16 protein-coding genes are annotated in these 16064 nt (G+C 65.6%); all 16 read right to left on the reverse strand.

What is annotated here, in order from left to right:
* Positions 1 to 5: 5 nt before the first annotated feature.
* Entirely contained in the window at positions 6 to 821 is an 816-nt protein-coding gene (locus tag AC3WT6_RS00675; RefSeq protein ID WP_492651619.1) for a PepSY-associated TM helix domain-containing protein, read from the reverse strand.
* Positions 818 to 1399, reverse strand: coding sequence for an FMN-binding protein (locus AC3WT6_RS00680; protein ID WP_492651620.1), 582 nt, complete (start codon positions 1397 to 1399; stop codon positions 818 to 820). Before AC3WT6_RS00680 ends, AC3WT6_RS00675 begins: the two co-directional genes overlap by 4 nt.
* Positions 1400 to 1514: 115 nt before the next feature.
* Entirely contained in the window at positions 1515 to 2000 is a 486-nt protein-coding gene (locus tag AC3WT6_RS00685; protein WP_492651621.1) for a group I truncated hemoglobin, read from the reverse strand.
* Between the two features lie 58 nt (positions 2001 to 2058).
* Complete coding sequence (locus AC3WT6_RS00690) at positions 2059 to 3093, reverse strand: DUF3034 family protein (RefSeq protein WP_492651622.1); 1035 nt, start codon at positions 3091 to 3093, stop codon at positions 2059 to 2061.
* A 264-nt stretch (positions 3094 to 3357) separates the two neighbouring features.
* Entirely contained in the window at positions 3358 to 4587 is a 1230-nt protein-coding gene (locus tag AC3WT6_RS00695) for a CmpA/NrtA family ABC transporter substrate-binding protein (protein WP_492651623.1), read from the reverse strand.
* 38 nt (positions 4588 to 4625) lie between these two features.
* Positions 4626 to 5294, reverse strand: coding sequence for an ANTAR domain-containing response regulator (locus tag AC3WT6_RS00700; protein WP_492651624.1), 669 nt, complete (start codon positions 5292 to 5294; stop codon positions 4626 to 4628).
* A gap of 87 nt (positions 5295 to 5381) precedes the next feature.
* Positions 5382 to 6653, reverse strand: coding sequence for an OmpA family protein (locus AC3WT6_RS00705; RefSeq protein ID WP_492651625.1), 1272 nt, complete (start codon positions 6651 to 6653; stop codon positions 5382 to 5384).
* Between the two features lie 273 nt (positions 6654 to 6926).
* Positions 6927 to 7880 carry an AgmX/PglI C-terminal domain-containing protein gene (locus AC3WT6_RS00710; RefSeq protein WP_492651626.1) on the reverse strand — a complete coding sequence of 318 codons (954 nt, stop codon included), beginning with the start codon at positions 7878 to 7880 and terminating at the stop codon, positions 6927 to 6929.
* Positions 7877 to 8359 carry an ExbD/TolR family protein gene (locus AC3WT6_RS00715; RefSeq protein WP_492651627.1) on the reverse strand — a complete coding sequence of 161 codons (483 nt, stop codon included), beginning with the start codon at positions 8357 to 8359 and terminating at the stop codon, positions 7877 to 7879. Before AC3WT6_RS00715 ends, AC3WT6_RS00710 begins: the two co-directional genes overlap by 4 nt.
* Complete coding sequence (locus AC3WT6_RS00720; protein ID WP_492651628.1) at positions 8356 to 8904, reverse strand: biopolymer transporter ExbD; 549 nt, start codon at positions 8902 to 8904, stop codon at positions 8356 to 8358. Before AC3WT6_RS00720 ends, AC3WT6_RS00715 begins: the two co-directional genes overlap by 4 nt.
* A complete protein-coding gene (locus AC3WT6_RS00725) occupies positions 8904 to 9563 on the reverse strand; it encodes a MotA/TolQ/ExbB proton channel family protein (protein ID WP_492651629.1) in 660 nt (219 codons plus the stop codon). Before AC3WT6_RS00725 ends, AC3WT6_RS00720 begins: the two co-directional genes overlap by 1 nt.
* Positions 9564 to 9600: 37 nt before the next feature.
* Positions 9601 to 9891 (reverse strand): hypothetical protein, encoded by a 291-nt coding sequence (locus AC3WT6_RS00730; protein ID WP_492651630.1) that lies wholly within the window; start codon positions 9889 to 9891, stop codon positions 9601 to 9603.
* Positions 9888 to 10532 carry a tetratricopeptide repeat protein gene (locus tag AC3WT6_RS00735; RefSeq protein WP_492651631.1) on the reverse strand — a complete coding sequence of 215 codons (645 nt, stop codon included), beginning with the start codon at positions 10530 to 10532 and terminating at the stop codon, positions 9888 to 9890. The genes AC3WT6_RS00730 and AC3WT6_RS00735 overlap by 4 nt, the downstream gene beginning before the upstream one ends.
* Positions 10516 to 13347, reverse strand: a complete 2832-nt coding sequence (locus tag AC3WT6_RS00740; RefSeq protein ID WP_492651632.1) for a tetratricopeptide repeat protein — start codon at positions 13345 to 13347, stop codon at positions 10516 to 10518. Before AC3WT6_RS00740 ends, AC3WT6_RS00735 begins: the two co-directional genes overlap by 17 nt.
* Positions 13344 to 15080, reverse strand: coding sequence for a hypothetical protein (locus tag AC3WT6_RS00745; protein WP_492651633.1), 1737 nt, complete (start codon positions 15078 to 15080; stop codon positions 13344 to 13346). Before AC3WT6_RS00745 ends, AC3WT6_RS00740 begins: the two co-directional genes overlap by 4 nt.
* Positions 15081 to 15415: 335 nt before the next feature.
* Positions 15416 to 16054, reverse strand: a complete 639-nt coding sequence (locus AC3WT6_RS00750; protein ID WP_492651634.1) for an ANTAR domain-containing response regulator — start codon at positions 16052 to 16054, stop codon at positions 15416 to 15418.
* Positions 16055 to 16064 lie beyond the last annotated feature (10 nt).

The following is a 16064-nucleotide window of genomic DNA, read 5'->3' on the forward strand; positions in this document are numbered from 1 at the left end:
GCGGGTCAACGTCCCTGTCGCTTGCGACTGGCGTTGATGCGCCACCAGGTCCAGAAGCCGCTGACCGCGAGCCATAGCGCCATGAAACCGATGATGGTGATCAGCCAGGAGCCCAATGCGCCAAACAGACGCCCGGTGTGCAGATCGATCAGCACCTGCTCAAGAAGAACGCTGGGCTTGGCGAAGCTGGCGATCTTTTCGCGCTCGGCCGCCGGCAGCGGCCTAGGCTCCGACCATTGCACTTTCGCCGCAACGATGGGCGTCCAGGTGGTGCCGCTGTCCAGGCTCTCGTAGGCGTCGTAGTCCTGCACGGCAATGCCGCCCGCCTCGGTCCTGCCGATACGGCGCAGCGACGAAACCGGCAGCACCGGCGATCGCAGCTCGTCCACCCGCGAGCCATCGGGCTTTACCAGGACCAGGCTGTCACTGGTTGCGATGAACAGCAGCGGTGACTTGTCGTCGCCGCCGGCCACCAGACCCAGCGGCGCCTGCACTCTCGGAGAAAGTTCTTGCGCATTGAGCAGCGTGGCTTCCTTGGTGGAGGCCACCCAGTTGTCCGCGGCGGTGAAGCCCATGCGCGGCGACTCCGCGTGCAGGCCGTACATCGAGGTGAGCCAGGGCCATTGCAGGCGCTGCGTGTCGAAGCCCAGCTCGTTGCTCCGGCTCAGGAGCGTGCCACTGATGGCGAGCCAGACCACGAACGCGGCGGAGCCCAGCCCCACCTTCTGATGCCAGTTGCGCAGCTGGGCGGTCAGTGTCTTCTTGGGGGCCTTGGGCTTGCTCGCCGGCGGCGTGGCAGGCGGTTTCACAGCGGCGGTCATGTCGGCGCCATCGCATCGAGCACGAGTGCGGCGGCGGCCATCCGCTCCATCATCTTCACCGACAGCGTGGCGCCGGAAATATTGTCGACCGAACGGTCGATCTTGGCGCCGGCCAGCTTCGCGCCCGCGAGCTTCTTGAGGAATGAGGGCTCGCCCACCTGCTCGCCGCGCGACTCGCGGTAGATCAGCACGCGGGCGAAATCGATGGCCTGGTCCTTGACCACGAAGCCGGACGTGGTGAGCTGGTAGCCCGCCTTGCCGAGGTCGTCCAGTATCCACGCGCTGCGGCCATTGGCCCGCCAGTAGCGGATCTGGGTCTGCGGGTAGGCGCGGCCGAATACGGCGGCGACGCGCGCCTGGGTGGCAGCATCGAGCACCATCAGCTTGGGTGGCGGTGCGGCGCCAAAGGCTTCAGCCAGAAAGGCATCGGGGGTCTGGAATACCGTCCACAAACCATTGCCGTCGTCGACGCTGGCGCGGGCGAAGCGCGGCAGGGCAGCGCCCAGCATCAGCGACAGCGCGCCCCTCAAGACCGCACGGCGGCTGGAGATGACCTGAGCAGCCGCATCAGCAGGCAAGAGTGGCGGACTTAGTGTGGGGGGGATTTTCATTGCCATGGAATTGGTAAGTCGTAATGACTAGGTGTCGGGGGCTTGGGCGGCCCCCGACACCACCGTCAGACAAAATTTCGGACTACTTGGTGACGATGGATCGCTTGAACGGAGCCAGTGCGGCAATCAACTGATTGCAGATGTGGTACGGGGTACGAGCGTCGTCGCAAGCGAGATAGGCGTCTTCCACCACCGCGTTGAACTGGGTCAGCGTGATGCCCATTTCGCCGTGCGCCGCGCTCATGCTGGCACCGTGGTACTCCACGCCTGGCGCACCGAGCATCACCGCCACCAGTTCCTGGTTGAGCCGGATCTGGCGATCGACCTTGCCGTGCGCGGCGAAGATGTAGTTGATGCGGTTGTCGTTCATGATGTTCCTGAACAAGGCGACCACCCAGTTATCGACACCGACCTTGCCGCCAAACTTCTCGTAGGTGTCGGCCGAGATCGCCGGATAGGTGGCCTGCACCTTGCCCTCGGGGGTCTCGGAGCCCTTGGCGAAGGCCGGCAGAGTAGCCGCGCACAACATGGCCGCGGCGGCGATGAAGGTGTTACGAATAAATTTCATGAAACTACTCCTGGATTGGGGGCGTTGTTACCCGATGCGTCGGCGTGGTGCGGATGCACTAGAAGTTGGCCTGCACGGAGAAATAGGCGCCCGTCTGGTTGGGGGTCAGCGTGATGTTTCCGAGATTGGCGTAGGCGAAGACAAACGAGATGTTCTTGTTGGGGAAGTACGCGAAGAACACGTCGTACCAATCGCTCTCGTGCTGGGTGAGCGTGCCGTTGGAGGAGCTCAGTAAGCCGGCCACCGGATTGGGCAAGCCGACGCCGCCGAGGACGTCATCGAGCGCGTCGCTGATGGCGCCAACCTGGGTGGTGTCGATGCCGCCCAGCTTCACACCGCGACCCGACACGTTGTTGCCGTGCTTGGCCCACTCGGCACCGATGGCGGTGTTCTTGGCCAACAGGTAGGCCAGGGACACTTCCGGCCGGAACTCCTTCTTGTTCTCGGTCGGCCCGCCAAAGCCGGTGAGGCCGGTCTGGTTGGCAGAGGTGTAGCGCACGGTGACGTTCACCAACAGATCGAGCGGGAAGAAGATCTTGGTGGCAACCAGGTAGGCCTCGTAGTCCTTGGCCTTGTTGGCCAGCAAGGTGTTGAGCAGCGCCTTGTTGTGGTTGACCTTGTAGAAACCGCCCAGCGAAACCTGCGGAATCAGGCTGTCGGAGTCGTAGATCGACTCGCCGAACAAACGCAGCTTGGCACCGAAGATATCCATGCGGATTGCGGTATTGAAAGGATCAATGCCGGTATCGGGGACCACCCCTGCCGTAGACAGGGTATTGGTCAGCAGGCCGACCGTGTCGAAGGTGCTGCCGGTAGGCAGGATGTCGTAGGCGTAGGAGAGTTCGAAGCGATCATAGAAACCGATCGCCGCACCCAGCGAGCTCAAGGTGTAGTTGGGCAGGTAGGTGTAGGTGTAGTGCATCGAACCGTTGATGCCCTGATTGGTTTCATAGCCGGCAATCACCGCCCAGGGGGTGATGCCGCCACCGGCAGCGCCGTCGGTCATGCTCACGCCGCTGGTCGCCAGCACCTTGCCGTTGTCGTACAAGCCGGCCTGGGCTGTGGTGCTGGCCAGTGCGAGTACGCCGGCCAATACGACGAGCGAAGAGAGAGATGGTTTTTTCCATTCGTTACGTTTCATTGAAAATCCCTGGTTGTGAACAAATAGCCCGGATGCTCCACAGCATCGCGCCGAAAAAAGGCCAAAAAAAACGCCCACGTTGCCTGGCAGTTGGCTGCCAGCAACGTGGACGTCTGTGTCCGCAGAACCAGGCATCGTTGGCCGGTTCTCTATGTGCACTGCTAGAAAAAAATTACAAAACAATTAAAGCAAGCTGCATGCCAATACCAACAACCATCATGGCGACAAGCTGTTCGCCAATTCCAAAATTGCATCGTCCACTTTCGGCACGCCAAGCATCTGGCTTCTCAGCCAGCGTAGCGCCTGCGTGGCATCGAACGTGGTTCCACCCAGCATCAGATCGGGTGCCAGCTTCAGCATCGAACCGGTGGTGGTGGGCAAGGTCCACTGCGCATTGCGAGTGCCTTCGGTCTTGAAATCGGTCAGCGGACAAGGCTCGTTCACCATCGCCGCCGCTTCGCGATAGGTCTCGCACCAATAGGCGTCGTGGGCAACCTCCATCAGGTTGGGCGCCAACCAGCACTGCCGCCAGCGCAGCATCTGCACCGCAAACCAGACCGCGTGCGAACGCCAGGGGAAGGTTGCTGCACCAAGGTGGAACACGATCCCGCCGGTGGACATCTTCAGCGCCGATTGCACCGCCTTGGCCGGCGCCTCGACCCAGCCATTGCGCGACATCAGCCGTGCGGCTTCGATGCGGTTGTCTGGCTCATCCAGCCAGCGTGCGGTTTCGATCAGCGCCGCGATCATGGCGCGGTGGGTGTTTGGATTGGCCTCGGCCCAATCGCGGGTGACGCCCAGGACCTTCTCTGGGCTGTTGTTCCAGATTTCGAACTTGGTGGCCACCACCACACCACTACCCTTTTGTTCCGCCACCTCACCCCAGGGACCGCCGACGCAGATGCCGTCGACGCGACCGGCTTCAAGCTCCGCCACCATCTGCGCCGGCGGCACCACGCACAGCCGCACGTCTTCATCGGGGTTGATGCCCGCGCTCGAAAGCCAGGTGCGCAACTCGTAGTGATGCGTCGAGAACGGGAACACATGCGCAAACACCAGCGGCGGGCGGCCACTCTTGCGATCGGCCTCCAGCAATCTCGCCAGTGCGATGGCGCACTTCTCGGCATCGGTCGCATCCGGCATCAGCGCCCGCATGCGCTCGTACAGCGCGGTGGATACGGTGATGGCATTGCCGTTCAGGCTCAGGGTCATTGCCGTGACCATCGGCACCGCCAAGCCATCCAGACCCAGCGTTGCCGCGACTGGCATCGGCGCCAGCATCTGGCCACCGTCGAGCAGGCCGGCGGCTACCTTGTCGCGGATCGCCGACCAGGAGCGCTCGACCCGCAACTCCACCTGCAAGCCGTGACGGAGAAATGCGCCGCGCAACTTGGCAATCACCAGTGGCGCTGCGTCGGCGAGCGGCAGCAGCCCCAGCCGGATCACTGATTTTTCCAAACTGGTTCGCATGACCGACTCTGGCGCTACAGCACGTCGGCGGCGGAGATCAGCGAACGCGCGAGCTCGCCGATCCGCTGCTTGCGGTCCATCGCCATTTTTCGCATCAGGGCGTAGGCCGCCTCCTCATCGAGGCCGCGGCGCTTCATCACCAGGCCCTTGGCTTTTTCGATGTCGCGCATGTCGGCGAGGCGGACGTTGGCTTGCTCCAGCTTGCGGCTCATCGACTGATGAATCTCAAAGCGCGCGATCGCCACTTCGAGCAGCGCACTCAGGCGCGCCGGGTGCATGCCATCGACGACATAGGCACTCACCCCCGCACGCACGGCGCGCCGGGTGGTATCGCTGTCGCTGCGCGCCGCGAACAAGACGATCGGGCGAGGCTGCTCACGACTCAGCTGACCCAAGGACTCCAGCGTGTCGCGCCCTGGCGCATCGACGTCGATAAAGATCACATCGGGCTGGTGGATCGATACCGCCTGGATGAGATCAGCGCTGGTGTCCAGTCGCGCTGCCACCATGTGGCCCTCCGAGGTCAGCGCTCGGCTGAGCATTTCCAGCCGCTCGGGATTGTCGTCAACCAGCATGATGCGCAGGCCCTTGACCGCATGCCTGCCATGCGTTTGGCCACGGGTGCCACCGCGCCGGCTCATACCCACAGCGCCCGGTGACACTTCTTCTGCGATTGCATTCATGGCGACCTCTTGTTCACACCAACTGTGGTGCCTGGGTAGCCACCGGCGCGTGCGGTGCGCCGGTGGCTGGCCTGGGACTTGTGTGGATCAGGGGGCAATGACCTCGATGGACCCGCTCATGTCCGGGTGGATGCCGCAGCGGTAGGTCACGGTGCCGGGGCTGGAGAAGCTGCGTGTGTAGGTTTGCCCGGACTTGATCTTGATGTCGCCATCGTCGAACTTGACCGTATGAGTGATGGGATCGTTGTTGGTCCAGGTCACCGTGCCACCCACCGCCACCGTTTGCTTGCCGGGCACATACAGGTAGTTGCTGATCGACACCGCGCTGCTTGCCGATACCGCCACGGCGGGAGCGGCTGCCGGAGCGTGGGTTTCCGCCGGAGCTTCCGCAACGGCAACCGGAGCGACGGCAACCGCATCCGGCATGCCCGCCTGCTCGGTCACCACGCCACCCGCGGCCGGATCGGCGGCAGTCACCGTCAGCTCGACACGGCGGTTCAGCTCGCGGCCTTCGTCGGTGTCGTTGTCGGCAATGGCAACCACCTTGCCGTAACCCACGGCACTCATGCGATCCGCCTCGATACCCTGGGCGATCAGGTAGTTCTTGACTGAGGCCGCGCGGCGCTCGGAAAGCTCCCTGTTATAGGGGACCGTGCCTTTCGCGTCGGTGTGCCCGCCGATCTCGACCTTGATGTCCGGGCGCCGCTTCAGAGCATCGACCACCTGGTCGAGAATGACCTTGGCGTTGACTGTCAGCGCGTCCTTGTCGAAGTCGAAGTTCACGCCACGCAACACGATGTTGTCGCCCGTCTTGCAACCGGTGAGGTCGATGGTCTGGCCGCTTCCCGACCCCACGCAGGGGGCCGGCGGCGGCGGTGGCGGCGGGGCTGGCGGCTCGATCACCGCCACTTCTGCCGGCGGCGGCGGCGGTGGCGGTGGCGGCATCGCGGCGGCGACCGGCTGCTTGCCAAAGGGGATGCGCAGACCGAGGTTGAACTGCCCTTCGTGATACTGGAAGCCGTCGTTGTGCAGCAGCGCTTCCGCGCGCAGACCAAAGCCACCCTTGCCGAACATGAAGTCGTAGCCGAGACCGTAGTTGAAATAGCTGCGATCGACTCCCATCACGTCGCCGTGGATGAACGGGCCGCTGCCGTCATCGGCGCGGTAAAGATAGACGTTGACGCCGACGCCGCCGGCTTCGCGTGCGAACTTCTGCGTCGCGCCCTTGCCCTTGTAGCTGAGGTAGCTGCCGAGCAGTTCCACGTCCACCAGCGGAGTCAGGTGTGCGCCGAGAGCCAGCACGCCACCAAGGGCGTCGCCAGAGCCGCGGCCGTCATCGGCAAGGACGTAGGAGGCCATGGGAGCCAGGTAATAAGGCGGCACCGAGTCCGCCGCCAGCGCTGCCTGAGAGCAGAAGCTCACCGTAGCTACTAACGGAGTCAGGCTAAGGCAATAACGTTTCATAAAACTCCCCTTGGTTCGATGTCGATCAGCCAAAAAAAAGTCCACGCCTGCGGCGAGCCTCCCGCGCAGACGTGGACTTCGATGTCCGTAAGATCAGGCATCGTTGGCCGATCTTGGTATTTTCACTACCTATTTAATAGCAACCGGCGTGCCAAGCCGCACTCAACACTACGAGGGCAGAAAATCAATCGGATAGTTGGGATAGGTGTAAGGCGGTACATCCTTGGCACCAAAGTTGAGCAGGCGCACGCGCTGGAGGATTTTCTGCACCAGATCCGGGTTGTCGAATCCACCAGACACCAGTTCGCAGCGCGTCACCGAGCCATCTGGCGCGATAGTGAGGCTCACCACCACGCGGCCTGCACCCATACCGGGCGTCTCGCGCGCCGCGCGGCTGAAGATGGCGTTGAACGCGGATTTGCTGCGGTCAAATGCCAGCTGTATTTCCTCCAGCCCGCGTCCGGATGCGCGCGGACTTGTGCCGTCTCCGGACGGCCGCGCGCCCGAACCGAGGCTCGACTGCACAGATCCTGTGCGCCGCGCACCAAGTCCACCGCCAACACGGCTGCCGGACACTCCGCTGAGCCCAGCGCCACCGGCGCCGCCGCTGGTGGCCGCGGCTCCCGCCGTCAGGCTCTCGCCGGTCAGGCCACCACGCCCCGGGTGCGTCGACACCATCAGGGCCTGTGGACTGTTGACCGCCACCAGATTGCGGTCGCTCATCGAGGCCAGCTGGTCGCGCAGACGCATCAGGCCCGCTGCCTGCGCCAACTCGCGCGCGGTCGGGGCCGGCGCAGCGTGGGCGCTGAGCTTCGCCGCCGGTTGCGGGGTGGCAGCTGCTGGCGCTTTCTTCGGCACCGGCGGCGGTGGCTGCGGCGGTACTACCGCCGCGACTTTCACCGGCTCGCGCTTGGGCGGCTCCGGCAGCAACTCGATACGTATCGGCGGCGGCAGCACCGGCGCAGTGGACGGCAACCATGACTGCAGCCATGGCATCAGGATCGCCAAAACAATCGCCGGCACGCCGAGATGCAGGCACAGCCGGCGAAAGCGGCGGTCACTCGCCGCCGCGATGCCCCAGGCATCACTCATGTTCAGCGAGTTGGCGAGGGCCGGACTCATGCGCCACGCCCCAGCGGCTTCTCCACCACCGCCAGCGAGATGTGGCCATATTCGGCCTCGGCGCACGCGGCCATGACCCGCTTCAGCAGGCGATAGGGGATGCGCTTGTCCGCCATGATGCTGACCTCGCCGGGATTTTCCTGGTTGCCCGGTCGCGCTTGCAGCGCGGCCTTGAGCGCCGCCAGCGATTCCGGACCGTCGGCGAGCGCCTGCGCGGTATCCATGACCGCTCGATCGTCGACAAAGATCTTCTCGCCGGTGACCAGCACCGCGACGGTGACGCGCGGCGGCGTCTGCGCCACCGATGCCGGCAGCTTGATGTCGCGCGGCAGCGGTAGCACCTCTGGAGAGAGCGCGTTGAACAACAGGTAGAAGACCAGGATCGCAAACACATCGATCAGCGAAACGATGTTGAGTGCCGTCGCCGGACCGCGACGCAGCGCGCGTTGATTGCGGCGTTCCCGCAGACGTGTGTTCATGGCCGTTCCTCCATGGCGACGGCACCGATGGCGATGCGCGGGTACAGGTCGCGCTGCCCGGGCCCTTGCCGCACCGCATCCATCACCGCCACCAGCTCTTCATAGGCCACATCGGGAGCGACCAGGAGATTGGCTCTGTCCTGCTCCGGCGCGGCCTGCTTGGCGGCGAGCAGCAGGCTGGAAAGAGTCGCCAGGTCATAGCCCGCCTTGGTCCTTGCCAGGCGCTGCGATCTGCCGTCACCGACATTCACCCGCAGCGCATCCGGCAACAGCTCAATTTCCGGATGCGTCAGCGGCGGCGCGGCGCTGGCCGCTGCCGACTTGCCTGGCAGATCCAGCGCCAGGATGTTGAGGCGCGCGGCCGCGATCGACGAACTCACCAGCAGGAAGAACACCAGCACGGCGAACACGTCGATCATCGACACGATGTTGAGCTCGCCGTCCTTCATCTGCCGCAGCTGCCGCTGCACACGGCGCGCGCGACGGCTGCGACGCGGCGGCGCGTCATCGCCCTCGGCATCCTCCATGGTGAGGTCGTAGCGCATCAGGCCGTCGCCGCCGTCGCCGCCGCGCGGGCCTTGCCGCAGACACTGCTGACAAAGCGCGAGCACACCGCCTCGATGCTGTCGACCAGCTCGGTGGTGCGGCTCTGCATGTAGGAATGCACGAACAGCGAGGGAATGGCGACCATGAGCCCGAACGCCGTGCAGTTCATCGCCTCCGAGATGCCGGAGGACAGCAGGTCGGCCTTGGTCGCCGGGTCGGCGCTGCCGAGCGCGGCAAACGCGCCGATCAGACCCAGCACGGTGCCGAGCAGGCCCAGCAGCGTGGACATGTTGGAGAACGTGGCGAGATAGTGCGTGCGTCGTTCGATGGCGGGCATCACGTCCATCAAGCCTTGTTCGGTGGCAATTTCCAGCTCGCTGCGGCGGCTGTCGACGCGCGATTGCTTGATGGCCGACTCCAGCACCCGCGCCAAGGCCGCCGGCGAGTCGGCTAGAACCTTCTCCATGGCGGCATAGTCGCCGCTGACGATGAGCGGTGAGATCTCCGCCCAAAGCCGACGGCTATCGCGCTCCGAGCGCAGCAGAAATATCAGGCGCTCGATGGCCACCGCGACGGCCATCACCAGCACCAGTGCGATGGGATACATGAATGCGCCGCCGCTGTGAAAGAACTGGACAATGAGAGTGATGACGTTCATGGCGGGTTTCCTGGTTGGTGGCTGGTGGTGATGGGGATTAGCGCAGCGACTGCCTGCGCGCGCGTTGGTAACTTTCGACGGTTGCAAGTGCGGCGGTGCGCGCCTGGTCCTCCGCCACGTCGGCGGCTTGCAGCGGTACTTCATGCAGGCCCGGCGGATGCTCGCCTGCCGGCTTCGTCTCGTCTTTCCAGGGCGCGAGAAGCAGGCCGATGGCGACGTCGTTCTCCTGCACGATCACCGTCCCCATCACCGGCGCCTTCGGACCATCCGCACCGGCGCTCGTCAGGTGCGTGACCAGCGTGGCGGCGAGCAGAGCGGCCGCTTTCATGAACGGTCCCCCACCGGATTGGCCGCCACCACGGCGCCGCTGCTTTCGAGGTCTTTGATCCAGGCGGCGACGATGAGATCGTCCTTGCCGCTGAGCTGCCTATAGCGCCGGTATTGCGCCAGCGCATCCTGCGGCCGTCGCATCGAGACTTCATACAAAATGCCGAGATTCAAGGCCGCTGCCGCGTAGTCGGGTCGCACCGCGAGCGCCTTGAGATAGAACTCCTCGGCGCGCGGATAGTTGCCGGCCTCGCGATGCAGCGCGCCGCACCAGTTGAGGGCGACGGCGTTGTCCGGATTGGCGGCGATCGCCTTGGCGAAAGCAGCGAGTGCCAGCTCGCGCTGCTTGCTACGGGCATAGAGGATTCCCAGGTCGGTGAGCGGACCTGACAAGGTTGGGAACTCCTTCGACAAACCGATGAAGGCCTGCTGCGCTTCGCCGCTCTTGCGCTCCGCCATCAGCTTCAGCGCGGCACGGAAGCGGGCATCCGCCGCCTCTTGACTCACCGGCATCGCCGCCACCGTCGCCACCGCTGGCGCAGGAAGCTTTGCCACCGGTCGCGGCGCAGGCCCGCTGCTGCATGCCGTGACCATTGCCGCCAGCAGGGCTGGCCCGATCGCAGCTTCAATGGATCGCTTCATAGCGCTCGTCCAGTTGCTCGTTCTTGCCGTACTTGCCCGGCGCCAGCTCGCTGAGCGCCAGGCTGCTCTTGCGTATCCACTGGTCCCACAGACCCTGACGCAGGCGCGCCAGATTGGCCTCGTAGGCCTGCATGGCCTTTTCCTCAAAGGGGTTTGCCTGCTCTTCGAGCAGCAAGTTGTATTCGGCCAGCGCGTCGGCCGGCAGCGCCGTTGGCCGCTCGGACTCCAGCAGCGCGCGACCAAAATCGCGATAGACCGTGCCCAGTTCGTAGGTCGCCGCAGTGCTTACCTCGGCAAATCCATAGGCCGCCGCACGGTCGAGCATCAGCACCGCGGCTTCGATGGCGCGTCGGCGCTGCGCCAGGCTGATCTCCACCGGCTGGCTCAGGCGCACCAGGCGCGCATTGGCGGCGGCGATCTGGCCAATCTCCAGGCTCGCCTGCGCGGCCATCTGGCGGATGCTGGCGTCGCGCGCGACGCGGGCCGACTCGTCGGCCGCAACCAGTTCGCGCAGCCAGTACAGATACCGCGCCGAATCACGTAGCGCGCCACGCGAAATATCGGCCAGATGCCGGCGCGCAAGCTGCGCGGCTTCCAGTGGCTGCGGATAGCTACCCAGATAGGCCTCGTAGGCCCTGCCCGCCGCCGGCGCATTGCCGGCGAGCTCATACGCCTGGGCCGACAACAAGCTGGCGTCGCGCCGTTGCTCCGGCGACAGCTCGCCGCGCTGCGACAGGCGCGCGTAAACGGCAGCCGCAGCGCTCAGCTTTCTGTCTTTCTCGTAGGCCTGCGCCAGCTTTCGCTCGGCATCCACCGCCAGCGCGTGGTCCGGAGCGCGTTGGTGCAGTCCTTCCAGCAGCAGCTGCGCGCCAGGCCAGTCGCCGAGCGCCATCAGCGCCGAGGCCGCGTCGTAGTCCGCCGCCGTGCGGATGCTGGACTGCGGCACCGAGGCCCCGACCCGCGCAAAGGTCTTCGCCGCCAGGCGCAGATTGCCCTCGCTGCGGGCCGTCACCGCTTGTTCGTAGATGCACCTCGCCATGCGTTCGGCGGCGATGGCCCGCCGCGGATCACCGCCGTCGAGCAGCTTCAGCAGCTCCTCGTAGGCGCTTTCGGCGGCGGCATAGCTGCGCTGCCCGAAGCGCGCGTCGGCGACGACTCCCAACATGGCGCTGCGAAGCTCCGGCGCCCCTGGTCTGGGTGAGGCCAGCATGCGGGTGGCCAGCTCCAAGGCCTGCTGGATATCGTGCAGCGCGATGAGATCGTCGGCCGCACGGGTCATGACCAGCGCCCACTGCGGATGCTCCGGGAAGCCATCGGCCAGCCTGCGGCTGGCGCGGACAGACTGCCGCAGCAGTTCGTCGCGCGCCTCGGGCTTCGCTGCCGCGGCCAGGCTCTGCCAGGCCTGCACAGCGGCGTAGGCGGCCTCGGCCCGCCGGGGCTGGGCCAGAGACTCGTAGGCGGCGCTCTCGTACTGCAGCGCGGCGGCACGGGTCTGGCCACTGTCGTAGAGCGCGTCGGCATAGAGCAGGGAGAGCGCCGCCACTTCGGGATCGTTGGCGAACAGCTGCAGCGCACGGTGATACCAGTCCGCGGCCTTGGCGAAATCGTCCTTGCGCTGGGCGGTTTCGGTGGCGTCTCTGGCTTGCGCGCGCGCCTGGTAGTAGCGGCCCAGGTCGCCGATACTGCGCTTCAGCTCCGCCACCACCGCCGAGCTGGCGGGCGGCTGCCCGGCCTGGGGCGTGAAGAGCTTGACGTAACTCTCTTTGGCAGCCACCGCCTGCTCGCCGTAGCCGTTGGTCTCGTAGATGCCAATCGCGCGGGCCTGGAACTCAGCGGCGCGCGGGTGCTGCGGATGGCGCTCGACAAAGGCGAGGTTGACCTCCGCTGCGGCCACGAGCTGCCGTTCGTCCAGCAGCTGCTTGGCGAGAGCGGCGTAGAGCAGCGTGGCGAATCGCGGCTCGCCGCCGACCGTCTCGAAGTAGGCGTTGATCTGCTTGCCGGAGCCCAGCGCTGCCAGCGAGCTGCCGGTGACACGCAGCACTTCGCTGGTGATGTCGGCACGGCTCTTGGCGACGGCAGCCAGTGCCGCCGCAGGCTCTTCGAGCACGCCCGGCGGCAGCTCGCGATCGAGAATCGCGAAGAACACCGGCAGGGCCTGTTCGTGCTTTCCCTGCTTCACCAGCGACCAGCCCAGCTTGTACTGCGCGGACGAGAACAGCGGGTTGATCGGACCGGTCGCCACCACGCGACGGTATTGCACCTCCGCCTCGGCGTAGCGTTTGCGCTGGAACAGCAGCTCCGCGGCGCGGAACACCGCGTCGCCGGCGCGCTCGGAGGCCGGGTAGCGATCACCAAGCGCGCGCAGGCTGTTGATGGCGAGCTCGGCGTCGCCGACGGCCAGCTGTGCACGCGCCAGCTGATACAGCACGCGGTCGTTCAAGGCGTAACCGGGCTGTTCTGCCAGCAGTGTCTGATACTGGGCGATGGCAGTGCGCAACACCGGAATGTTGACCAGGCCGTCGACATCCGCCAGCTGCACGCGCAGATCGGCGCCACGACGCAGGGCATCGGCGCGGGTGGCGGCATCGGCCGGCAGCTTGAGGATGTGGTCGTACTGCGCAATCGCGGCGCGCGGGTTGGGCGGCACCGACTGCGCCGGCCCCACCCGCAGGATGCTCGGCGTTTTCACCGTGAAGGCGCCATTGCGGCTCAGGCCATTGTTCTCGGTGGTGGTGCCTACGGTAGTCACCGGCTGTGCGGCGGCGGCGCTGAAAGCCAGCAGCGCCGACGCCAACCATGGCAAGCGGAGTTTCATCGGCTGGCCAGCTCCGGCGCACGGTCATACAGCTGCGCAAGTGCGTAGCGGGCTTCGACCAGATAGGCCTGCGTTTGCCGCTTGAGGCCTTGCAGGGACTCGGCCGCGAGAACCTCGAGCTGGTGGCATTCGGCATCGCGCAACGTTGCCAGCCTGGCCCGCAGCCGCTGTGTGCGCGCGAGCAGGTCGGCGTTGCCCGACGCCGACAGGCCTTGCTCGTTGATGGCCAGTGTCGCATCGATCTCCTGCAGCTCCTGCAGATGCTCGGCAGCGTCCCGGAACGGCTTATCGCCGAGCAGAGGCTCGAGGTAGAAGGTCTCGCGCACGGCGTCCGGTGGATACAGCCACCAGCGCGAATCCGGCAACAGATCCGCCAGCCCCCAATGCCAGGCTTCGCTGGCTGGCAGGTTGAGGATGGTCGCGCGCAGCTTGCCGGCGCTCACCTCGGCCGCGGCCTTGTCGGCGCGCTGGATGATCGCGTCCAGCTGCGTCACCGCACGGTTGTAGTAGTCCTGCGCCTGCACCTGGGCATCGAGCTGGCTCAGCGCCCAGGGCAAGGCGATCTGGCCCTCCTGCACGGCGGGGTCGGTGGGGTCGCGCCCGGTCAGTTCTATCCAGGGAACCATCGCCGCGCGTAGCGCCTCAGCCCGTTCTTTGGGCTGCATCGACCGAACTTCGCGCCGCTGCGGGCCGGCTGTTACGGCATCGTCCTTGGCCGCCGCGCCCGCAGTTGGTGGCGCCAGCAAGGCCCAGCCCAGGCCCAGCAAGGCGCTGTTGGCATAGGGGCCGGGATCACGCACGCGGCGGAAGGCGGCGGCGGCGGCCAGACCGTCGCGGCTGGCGAGCCGTCGGTAGCCGAGTGCGGCATTGAGGCGATCGCAGAGCAGGCGGGGTTTATTTCGGCATTCCTCGCTGTTGGCGAGCGCCTCCAGCGCAGTCAGGCGGTCGTTGCCAGCACCCTCGCCAGCGAGGGCGTTATAGGCCTCGTAGAGCGCTGCGGAATTGTCGCCAGCCGCGCTGATCGGTACTCCGGCACCCGCCGGCGGCGCAAAAGCTGGCGCGTTGATCCCCAGCAACTGACGCTGCGCGGCGGCCATGAATCGGTGCCCGGTGGCGTCGAGAAAATCCGCCGCGCGCGCTCCAGGCCCATCGCCGCCGGCGAGCGCCGCCAGCCCGTCATCCTGGGAGGCCGACGGGCGACTGGACAAGCCGCGCCACTCACGCAGCTTGAGCGTGGGCTGCCCGGCGAATGAGGCCTCCGTCCAGCTGAGTTCAAACTGGATCGGCCCTACCGTTTTCTCAAACTCGAGATCAATCGCCGCGCGCTGCCGCGGGTCGCTTGGCCCTGCGTCGAGCGGCGCCGCCGCGGCCTGCGCCCGCAGGCGATGCCTGCCCGGAGCAAGATCGGCGACCAGCAGCTGGTGCAGTCCGTGCGCGGCCAGCGCCTCGGCTTCCCGTTGCGAATAGACGTAGCGGGTCAGTGGCTTGTTGTCGATGCCCAGCCAGATCTCGCGCAGCCAGACGCTCTTCGCATTGGAGCCGACATAGACGGTAAAACCATCCGGACCGGCATAGGCGGGCGCAAGCAGCGCCTTGCTGGCCTGATCGAGTACGAGCGCATCGCTGCGCAGGGCATCCAGCAGGCCGGAGTCCGAATAGGCACGCGAGGCCTGCAAGGCAAGCAGCAGGCCTAGGCCCAGTGTCTGAATGCGGCGTTTGCTCAGCGAGGTCATCGCGGCGTGCCCTTGGCGCGTCAGCTCAAGGTCTGCCACCACATCACCGCAACCGAAAGCTGCGCTCCGGCGGCAGTCATGATCGCCACCAGTTCCAACCAGCCGATTACGGCCTCACCCGACTTGCTCATCGTTGCCACTCCCTAGTGAAGAAGTCGAAGGGCATTGGCAACTTTGCCGATGCACAAGAACTTCAAAAAGGAGATCAGGCAACTTTGGCTGACCGCGCCCCTAATCAGGGGTCACACTTAAGACGCAGCAAACACCGTGCCAGTAGCGATCACCGATTCCGAGCTCGATGACCAGCAAGCGCTTGGCATATCGCTACGCTGAATTCAGAGCGCTTCGGCCACCGCCAAGAGGCTGCGGGCAAAGTCGCCGAGCCGCTGCCGGCGATCATTGGCCATGCTCTGCAGGGTATTGAGCGCCTGCTCTTCATCGACCTGCCGACGCTTCATCAGCACGCCTTTCGCACGTTCGACGTCCCGTGCATCGGCGAGTTGCTCTGACACCGCCTTGAGGTCGCTTCTGAGCGCTTCCTGCATCTGAAACCGCATCAGGCATTCCTCGATGATCGTGTCCAGGCGGTGCGGCTGCAGCTCGCCGAGCACATAGGTGCTCACCCCCACGCGCATCGCGCGGCGTATGCTCGCGCCATCGCCATGCGCGGCGACCAGCAGTACCGGGTGCGGCAAGTCCTGATAAATCCGCTCCAGCGCATCCAGCAGGCAGCGACTGACAGACTGCGCTTGGACGATCACCAGATCCACCTTGCTGGCGCGCAGTACCCGCAGCACCTCGTGGCCGGTGCCACAGCGGGCAACCACGGCATGCCCGGCCGCGGCAATGGCTGTCTCGATGAACGTGGTCTGCAACGCGTCCTCGCTCGCCAACAGCACCCGCAGCTGAACTTCCATGTCTGAAAAACTCCCTGTGCAGAAACCTGACGCTAAATCCAGCAAATGGAATGCCATGTTTTGGAAT

This window comes from Stagnimonas sp. FW305-C-60 (genome assembly GCF_058782965.1).

Coding starts and splice junctions, on each gene's coding strand:
- AC3WT6_RS00725 (WP_492651629.1), bottom strand. CDS start 9,563: ATGAACGTCATCACTCTCATTGTCCAGTTCTTTCACAGCGGCGGCGCA.
- AC3WT6_RS00745 (WP_492651633.1), bottom strand. CDS start 15,080: ATGACCTCGCTGAGCAAACGCCGCATTCAGACACTGGGCCTAGGCCTG.
- AC3WT6_RS00750 (WP_492651634.1), bottom strand. CDS start 16,054: ATGGCATTCCATTTGCTGGATTTAGCGTCAGGTTTCTGCACAGGGAGT.
- AC3WT6_RS00685 (WP_492651621.1), bottom strand. CDS start 2,000: ATGAAATTTATTCGTAACACCTTCATCGCCGCCGCGGCCATGTTGTGC.
- AC3WT6_RS00715 (WP_492651627.1), bottom strand. CDS start 8,359: ATGAACACACGTCTGCGGGAACGCCGCAATCAACGCGCGCTGCGTCGC.
- AC3WT6_RS00730 (WP_492651630.1), bottom strand. CDS start 9,891: ATGAAAGCGGCCGCTCTGCTCGCCGCCACGCTGGTCACGCACCTGACG.
- AC3WT6_RS00710 (WP_492651626.1), bottom strand. CDS start 7,880: ATGAGTCCGGCCCTCGCCAACTCGCTGAACATGAGTGATGCCTGGGGC.
- AC3WT6_RS00735 (WP_492651631.1), bottom strand. CDS start 10,532: ATGAAGCGATCCATTGAAGCTGCGATCGGGCCAGCCCTGCTGGCGGCA.
- AC3WT6_RS00700 (WP_492651624.1), bottom strand. CDS start 5,294: ATGAATGCAATCGCAGAAGAAGTGTCACCGGGCGCTGTGGGTATGAGC.
- AC3WT6_RS00675 (WP_492651619.1), bottom strand. CDS start 821: ATGACCGCCGCTGTGAAACCGCCTGCCACGCCGCCGGCGAGCAAGCCC.
- AC3WT6_RS00705 (WP_492651625.1), bottom strand. CDS start 6,653: ATGGCCTCCTACGTCCTTGCCGATGACGGCCGCGGCTCTGGCGACGCC.
- AC3WT6_RS00740 (WP_492651632.1), bottom strand. CDS start 13,347: ATGAAACTCCGCTTGCCATGGTTGGCGTCGGCGCTGCTGGCTTTCAGC.
- AC3WT6_RS00720 (WP_492651628.1), bottom strand. CDS start 8,904: ATGCGCTACGACCTCACCATGGAGGATGCCGAGGGCGATGACGCGCCG.